The organism is Synechococcus sp. R55.2 (assembly GCF_047462075.1).
Lineage (GTDB): Bacteria > Cyanobacteriota > Cyanobacteriia > Thermostichales > Thermostichaceae > Thermostichus.
On the sequence record NZ_JANSIH010000260.1, the window covers coordinates 1 to 656 of the forward strand.

The 656-nt window shown below is 47.7% G+C and carries 1 pseudogene; it reads left to right on the forward strand.

The annotated features are described in order from the left end of the window. Positions 1–656 (forward strand): annotated as a pseudogene (locus NW838_RS08775) (FkbM family methyltransferase); the annotation flags it as partial.

A 656-nucleotide genomic window follows, 5' to 3' on the forward strand; every position in this document is an offset into this window, starting at 1 on the left:
ATGCACAGGCCGATTACCATGAAAAAATTATCCGCTTGCCTAGCTACTGTGCTGTGGACTATCTGGACGTCCTGCCCGCTGATAAGATAGATTTCAGAGCTAAGCTGAGAATCGATCCGCAAGATATTGTTCTTCTAACTGCGGCCAGTGCCTACAAGCGCACCCCTGAATGCATTGATGCTCACCTGCAGATTCTAAAAGCCGTACCTAACGGTATCCTAATTGTCAAAGGCTCAGGGGAAATTGCCACAGTTATCAGGCGTTACCAGGAAAGAGCTAAGGAATTGGATGTTTTGGATCGCGTCCGTTTTCTAGCTCAAGCAAGCAGCGTGGAAGAGCACCGGGGCCAACTAGCTTTGGTGGATCTTGTTCTCGATACCTTTCCCTACACAGGTGCAACCCACACTATGGAAGCTCTCTACATGGGTGTGCCAGTTCTTACCTTAGTAGGTCGCCATTACTACGGCCGAATGAGCTACAGTCTGCTAAAAAATATCGGTCTTGAAGATTGTATCACTTGGTCAGTAGAAGAGTTTATCCAACGTGGGATCCAACTGGGCCATGATCCAAAGTGGATTAACCAGATCAAGAGGAATATCAGGGATTCCCGTCGTTGGTCAGTAATTTGGGATCCAAGAGAACATGCTCGCAGCATG